Raw genomic sequence first — 6,832 nt, 5'->3', positions numbered from 1 at the left:
ATGAATATCTACCCAAATGGAATTATCGTGCAGTTCCGACTATTTAGCAGACGCTAAAGTTATTAAATTTTCATTCCGTAGTAGCTGCGGGCATACTGCATGGTGAAGATAGTAGACTTATTGCATAAATCTTCGATCGATCGGGAAACCGCAGATGCAACGCCGATAATTTCAAGTCTTGAGAGCGAATGCTGGCAATTGGAGTCTAGTGTGTACCTGCATCCAAGACCCAATATAGGTGAGGCACAGTAAAGGTTAGAAAATCCCAACTACTGCCATCTTGGCAGGCAATCCCAAAAAGTAACTATGAATTGGCAACACGCAGCACAGGCAGAATTTTTCATGCCTTTCGATAGATCGATCGACCTCAACGTTCTAGGTAGAGTGGGAGAAAAGATAAATTGTGGCTTGAAATTATGGCATCCTCCCAACCCCTCAAAGGCCTTGAATTGATCGACTGCGCCAAAGCTAACGCCCAACAAGGAATCGCCACAGCCGCGAAGCTCTGCGGCTACGGAAGCGACCTCAACACCTTCGAGCGGGAACTGAAAGAGGCTTGCCAAGACATCGGCGTCGAAGTCAAGGAGTTAAACGACTTGATTACGGATCAGCAGATGATGAAACAAGGAATGGGCATTGAAATTGCTCCCGATACTCCCTCAGAACTCTAGACTCAATCTCCACCGCACCAGTTTTAAAGCTAAGATTTCCCCAACACCCGTATTTTGAGTCTGCTAGCTGAGGCAGGCTAGAATGTTTTGGATGGGAGCTTCCGACTGTAGCCAGGAGTCGCGTTTTCTCCCGCCAAGAGGGTGCTTTCTGGAGGGTGCTGAGATTGTTAGGAGGACTGTCGTGTCAGATCAGCAAGACCGAATAATGCGTTTGTTTATAGAGGAGGCTAAGGAGCACCTCGATACTCTAGAAAATGGTTTAGTGGATTTAAAGTCCACTATGAAAGACCCCGAAAGCGTCCAAGAGATGTTTCGAGCCGCCCATTCCGTGAAAGGAGGGGCGGCTATGCTCGGCTTAGATAGTATTAAAACAACCGCTCACCGCCTGGAAGATTGTTTTAAGGTCCTCAAGGACGGGCCCGTCAAGCAGGTTGACCAAACGGCAGAATCCCTATTTTTAAGGGGAGTTGATACGCTTAAGGACTTGCTGGGGCGACTGGAGGGGCCTTTCGGCTTGAGGAATGAAGAGGGAGAAAAACTCGTGCAGGAGGTGATGCCTCTTTTTGCTCAACTGGAAACTCACCTCGATAAATTGGCATCGGGCAAAGAGGAGGCGGTTGCTGCTGGGTCTGGTGCGCCCGCCGCTCCAACAGCGGGCGCTGTGCCGGCGAATTTTGCTGTTGAAGTGATGACTTTACTTAAAGAAATGTTGCAGGTGTTCAAGCAGAAAGAATCGGCTGCTAGTCGCTCTGAGTTGACGGCTGTGTGCGTTCGCCTCTATAAGTTGGGAGGTAAAATTGAGACTTGGCAAAATTTAGTTAAAACAGCTAGAGCGGCGATCGTTAATCCCAAAAACTCTTATAAAGTCTTAGCTCCGCTGATTATCAAGGAACTCAAGGAAGCTGGGGATTTGGTGCAAGGCGGGAAAGTCAAGGCGATCGTTCCGAGTAAAAATTTGCTACTTTTGGCAGCAAGCCCAAAAGCAGCAGAGGCAAGCGCCCCAGCAGCCCCAGCAGCGTCGAAGCAAGTAGCACTTCCCGCAGAACCGAAGGCGGTAGTCAACCTTTTGCTCAAAACTTTCAACAAAAAGCAACTCTCGGAAATCGCCAAGTTACTCGTTCAGGCCCTCAGAGCATCCTCAAACTAGGAGTTGTTGCCGTAGAAGATAGAGTCACAGCAATATTTGTGAGACGGATAATTTGGTGGTGGGTGCTGGCAGTCGCTCGTTGAGCAGCAACTCGAAAAAATTCACTCATTCGAGTTTTTTGCCCTCTACCTTCTACTGTTGGGCAACCCTGCGTTAGAATTAGTGGATATGTGGGCGTGCAATATTGTACCAGAATTAAAAATCGATCAGGCTTTATAAGGCGGTAGCTGTGAAACCAATTCGTTCATTAGAAGATGCTTTAAATCGCTGTCAGGCGATGGGAATGCGCTTGAGCCGCCAGCGTCGATTTATTCTAGAACTTTTGTGGGAGGCAAAAGAACACCTCTCGGCTCGCGAAATTTACGATCGCCTGAACCAACAAGCGCATTCGATCGGTCATACTTCTGTTTATCAAAATCTAGAAGCTTTGTCGAGAGAAGGGATTATTGAGTGCATAGAACGCTCGGAGGGACGCTTGTACGGCAATGTCAGCGACTCTCACTCTCACGTCAACTGTCTTGATACGGCTCAGATTCTGGACGTTCATGTGGAACTGCCGATCGACTTGATCGAACAAATCCAACAGCAAACTGGTGTCAAAATTGTAGACTACCGGATAGATTTCTACGGGTATAAAACGGCAGAGTCCGCCACCGAAGCATCGAGTGTCAGCGATACGCCAAAAGCTTCGTAACCGATAAATAGGAAGCAAAACCGATCTTTTTGCTCGGTCTATCGGTCGTCTAAATTGATTCAAGTATTTAGCTGCGCTCGATCGGGCTTTTTGCCGTAGCGCACCGGAATTTGGCACACAGCGTGAAGAGTGAAACTCGATCGCCAAGTTTGGCGCGCGGCAATAAAATTTACGACTCAACCAAAAAAATCAGTTCTACCCCCTACACGTAAGAGTTTAGACGGAATCCGGCTTTAGTACCCCTTAATTTTTTAGCCCGCTGGGAGTGGACGAAAGTTTGTTTTGTGTAGTTGCGCTTGAAAGCGCTGAGTCTTAATAAAGGGAATTTCTGAGCCAAATTTAGCTTAGTCGCGGGAAGCCCCGCGCCAAACATGGTACGACCTTGAGCGACGGGATATTCGCTGTGCGAGTCAAGGGGTTCGATGCCCCGCCGACTTTGCAAATAATCTATGCCACCACCCTATTATTTATCATGTTCTGTAAACCGTGTTAACATAATGAAATGTTAAAAGCAGTCAAGGTCAGACTTTACCCCACGGATGCACAGCAAGCTCATTTGGCTCAAGCTTTTGGGTGTGCCCGTTGGGTCTGGAATCAGTCACTTGCGGCTATGTCAATAGCTTACAAAGAGACGGGTAAAGGTTTGTCTGCTCTTGATATGAAAAAGCAGATCCCGTTCTGGAAAGCTGAACACGAATGGCTAAAAACTTGCTATTCACAATGTCTTCAGCAATCTGTGCTAAATCTATCTCAAGCGTTCATTAACTTTTTTGACGGACGTACTGGTTATCCATCTTTCAAAAATCGCCATGGTCGGCAATCCCTTCAATATCCCGCAAATGTCAAACTATTGAGCCAAGGCGAAATTAAATTCCCAGGTTACTTAGGAACGGTAAAAGCTAAGGTTCATCGAGACATAGAAGGAAAGTTGAGGACTGTTACGGTGTCGAGGATGCCTGATGGTCGCTATTATGCTTCGCTATTGGTCGAGGATGGTCTTGACTCGCCAGAACCCAGTAGTGAAGGCAAGACGATTGGGCTTGACTTGGGGCTGATTGATTTTGCCGTCACTTCGGATGGCTCAAAATACCAAAACCCACGGCATCTTAAGAAGCATGAGCTTAACTTAAAACGCAAACAGCGAAAGCTATCTCGCAAAAAGGATAAGACCACGAACAAGCGGCGTAAAGCTCGTATTGCTGTGGCAAAAGTGCATTCTAAAATTTCGAGAGTGCGCTCGGATTTCCTCCACAAGCTGTCCCGTAAGACAGTTAACGAAAACCAAGTTATCGTGGTGGAAAATCTAGCAGTGAAAAACATGGTCAAAAATCATAACCTTGCCAAGGCAATTAGTGATGCAGGTTGGGGAATGTTTTGCACCATGCTCAAATACAAAGCAGAGTTTGACGGCAAGACTTATCTAGAAATAGGCAGGTTTTTTCCCTCTTCTCACCTTTGCTCAAATACGCTGCTACAAATCCCAAAGATGGATCTGTGTGTCCGCTCGTTTGATTGCCCTCGTTGCAATCAGCGACATGACCGAGATGTGAATGCGGCGATCAATATCAGAAATGAAGGCTTACGGATTTTGGCGTTGGGAATCAGCGCTACTGCCCTTGGACGCAATGTAAGACCAAAACGGTATGGACGCAAGTCTACTACTGTAGAGGCTGTTGCGGTTGAATTGGGAAGCCCGCGTTCTATCTGAACTCAGATGAACGTCGGGTAATTCACACCTTACTTAAGCCGCTCCAAATTTATCTGCGGAGTAAAATCTAAAATCTAAAATCTAAAATCTAAAATTGAGCGACTGACGGGGGCTTTATACTGTTTTTTTTGCTAAACGGCCCCGGGATCTGTGAATAACTCTTTGATAACTGGTATGATTTACGTGCTTCTTGAGCCGAAAATGCTCAGAAGCAACCAGTGGGGTCAGACACGAACCTCACTATAAAACGCCCTAGAGGGAAAGATTGCCAGTACCTTGAAGGAAGTTCTCGATCTCCTTAACAGGAGTCAGAAGCCGACATCACTATCTATGATTTGATGTGGGAGTGTCACGTGAAGAGTGCGCATTACAGGACAGGCTGAAGTAATGGCGAGACGACAATCTGACCAATTCCACACACCACCGCAATACAACCCATCCCCAAAACCCACGGCACAGTTCAGTGCAGAGGCGACAGGCGATGCGAGTTCCTCAGTAACGGCCAGGCCAACCGAGGGAAAAAGAACTTTTTGGCAGTGGCAACTTATCTGGCTGAGTCTCCTGGTGGGATTTGGAGTAACCGGGGCCGCTGCATTTTTGTGGTTGCTGACGATGCCGCCGCCGCCCAATTGCCAGCAACTGTCGCCACTGGCGGCGGATGGAGAGCGACTTTACTGCGCTCAACAAGCAGCTAAGTCAGGCAAGCTAGAACAGCTAGAAGCGGCAATGACACTGGTGCAGGCTTGGCCGAAAGAACATCCGCTCTACTCGCAGGGTCAACATTTGATAGGAGAATGGTCGAAAGCCATTCTGGGATTTGCCAGGGCAAAAATTGAGGTGGGCGATTTGAAAGGCGCTCTGGAAATTGTGGCGAAAATTCCCAAAACCAGCCCGTCTTACCCAGAGGTCCAGGAGGCTGTTACTGCTTGGGAAAAAAATTGGCAGGAGGGCCAAAAACTCTACGATACAGCCCTAGCAGCTTTGAAAAGTGAGGATTTAAGGAAGGCTTGGGATTATGCTCAGGCTCTGTTCAAGCTGGAAAATGTTTTCTGGAGTCAGAAGCGCTACAACGAGCTGATCCAGCAGATTTCTTTGGAAAGAAACGGCTGGCAGCGCTTGCAAGAGGCGAGAGATTTGGCGAAGGACGGAACTCCGCAAAAGTTTGCTGAGGCGATCGTCCTGGCTCGTAAAATAGACTCGCAGCTTTTTGCCCGCGCTAAAGCTGAGAAGGAAATTGAGGGCTGGAGCCGGACTTTGCTGGCAATGGCTACTAAGCGGTTGGCGGCAAAAGACCTGCCGGGAGCGATCGAGGCTGCTTCTGTGGTGCCGCAGGATTCGCCGCTGTTTGCGGAAGCTCAAGATTTGATGCAGTTGGGTAGGGCTCAGGCAGTGACCTGGAACCAGTCGATATCAACCCCGCTGGCGCAACACATTTTTAGCTTGCTGGAAGGGCGGGGGGCTGCTAGCAAAATCGCTCCGGGTCGCCCTCTGTACAAGCAGGCTCAAGCTCAAATTGAAAATTTGCAGGTGCAGTTTGAAGATTTGCTGCGGCTGCAAGTGGCGAGTACGATCGCGAGTTTCGGTCAGATACCGACGTTTGGACTCGCGATCGAGCAAGCGCAAACCATCGGAATCAAGCAGCCGCGGCGGATTCACGCTCAAACTTTGGTGGCTGCTTGGCGCCGGGAAATTCAGCGGATCGAAGACGAATCTTTTCTGACTCTGGCGAAGCAGTTGGCCCAAGCGCAAACGGTGGAAGGACTCAAGGGCGCTATCGCTCAGGTAGTTCTGATTGCTCAAAACCGCCCCCGCAGGATAGAAGCGCAAACTCTCTTGGCTCAGTGGACCAAACGCATAGAAGTTATTGAAGATCAGCCTTTTTTGGATGAAGCCATCGCCTTGGCCAAGCAAGGAAAACTTAGCGCTGCTATTGAAAAAGCTTCGCAAATTAAGAGCGGTAGGACTTTGTACGCGAAAGCTCAGGATAATCTCTATCAGTGGGTGAGCGAACTGCAAGTTGCTCAAGACCGACCGATTCTCGATCGAGCTTCGGAATTGGCGTCTCAAGGCAGTCTAGGAGCGGCGATCGATACGGCTTCCCAAATCGGTTACGGTAGGGCGCTGTATTCAGAGGCGGCAGGTGCGATCGGGCGCTGGAGTGCTGAACTTAGAGCCAACTCTGCACCGCCGCCGGAGCCAGCTCCCGAGTACGCGCCAGCTCCTGCACAGGAGTACGCGCCAGCTCCGCGACAGGAGTACGTACCGGCTCCGCGACAGCAGGAGTACGCACCGGCTCCGCGACAGCAGGAGGAGGTGCCTCCTCCGGAGCCTTACTATCCGCCTGCGAGACAACAGGCCCCGGCTCCCGAGCCGGAACCTTACTATCCGCCCGCAAGGGAGCCGGAACCTTACTATCCGCCCGCAAGGGAGCCGGAACCTTACTATCCGCCCGCGAGACAACAGGCCCCGGCTCCGGCTCCAGAGCCTCCTCCTCCGGCTCCGGAACCCGCGCCGCCCTCGATTCCTCAATCGGCTGGGCCTCCTGATGGTAATTTGATCCCCGAGTAATTGGGTTTTTGCGCGATTGGTCTCTAAAATCTCAAATCTAAAAT

The 6,832-nt window shown here is 49.6% G+C and carries 7 protein-coding genes; 6 read left to right on the top strand and 1 reads right to left on the bottom strand.

Features of this window, described 5'->3' with window-relative positions:
- The first annotated feature begins 99 nt into the window (after positions 1-99).
- The 3 genes from QUB56_RS30955 (at position 100) to QUB56_RS30945 (ending at position 1,818) form a co-directional block, all read left to right on the top strand.
- Positions 100-252, top strand: a complete 153-nt coding sequence (locus tag QUB56_RS30955; RefSeq protein ID WP_332960179.1) for a hypothetical protein — start codon at positions 100-102, stop codon at positions 250-252.
- 164 nt (positions 253-416) lie between these two features.
- Positions 417-671, top strand: coding sequence for a hypothetical protein (locus QUB56_RS30950; RefSeq protein WP_332960178.1), 255 nt, complete (start codon positions 417-419; stop codon positions 669-671).
- Between the two features lie 181 nt (positions 672-852).
- Positions 853-1,818, top strand: a complete 966-nt coding sequence (locus tag QUB56_RS30945; protein ID WP_332960177.1) for an Hpt domain-containing protein — start codon at positions 853-855, stop codon at positions 1,816-1,818.
- On the opposite strand, the gene QUB56_RS30940 is transcribed toward QUB56_RS30945, so the two are convergent.
- Positions 1,799-1,927: a hypothetical protein gene (locus QUB56_RS30940; RefSeq protein ID WP_332960176.1), complete on the bottom strand. Its 129-nt coding sequence runs from the start codon at positions 1,925-1,927 to the stop codon at positions 1,799-1,801. The genes QUB56_RS30945 and QUB56_RS30940 overlap by 20 nt on opposite strands.
- Positions 1,928-2,047: 120 nt before the next feature.
- On the opposite strand from QUB56_RS30940, the gene QUB56_RS30935 reads away from it, so the two are divergent.
- From QUB56_RS30935 to QUB56_RS30925, 3 genes are all read left to right on the top strand, one after another.
- Positions 2,048-2,512, top strand: coding sequence for a Fur family transcriptional regulator (locus QUB56_RS30935; RefSeq protein ID WP_332960175.1), 465 nt, complete (start codon positions 2,048-2,050; stop codon positions 2,510-2,512).
- A gap of 502 nt (positions 2,513-3,014) precedes the next feature.
- Positions 3,015-4,220 (top strand): RNA-guided endonuclease TnpB family protein, encoded by a 1,206-nt coding sequence (locus QUB56_RS30930; protein WP_332960174.1) that lies wholly within the window; start codon positions 3,015-3,017, stop codon positions 4,218-4,220.
- A 387-nt stretch (positions 4,221-4,607) separates the two neighbouring features.
- Positions 4,608-6,788, top strand: coding sequence for a hypothetical protein (locus tag QUB56_RS30925; RefSeq protein WP_332960173.1), 2,181 nt, complete (start codon positions 4,608-4,610; stop codon positions 6,786-6,788).
- Positions 6,789-6,832 lie beyond the last annotated feature (44 nt).

The sequence above is a fragment of the Microcoleus sp. AR_TQ3_B6 genome, from assembly GCF_036702785.1.
GTDB lineage: Bacteria > Cyanobacteriota > Cyanobacteriia > Cyanobacteriales > Microcoleaceae > Microcoleus.
This window is presented reverse-complemented; position numbering and strand designations above follow the sequence as displayed.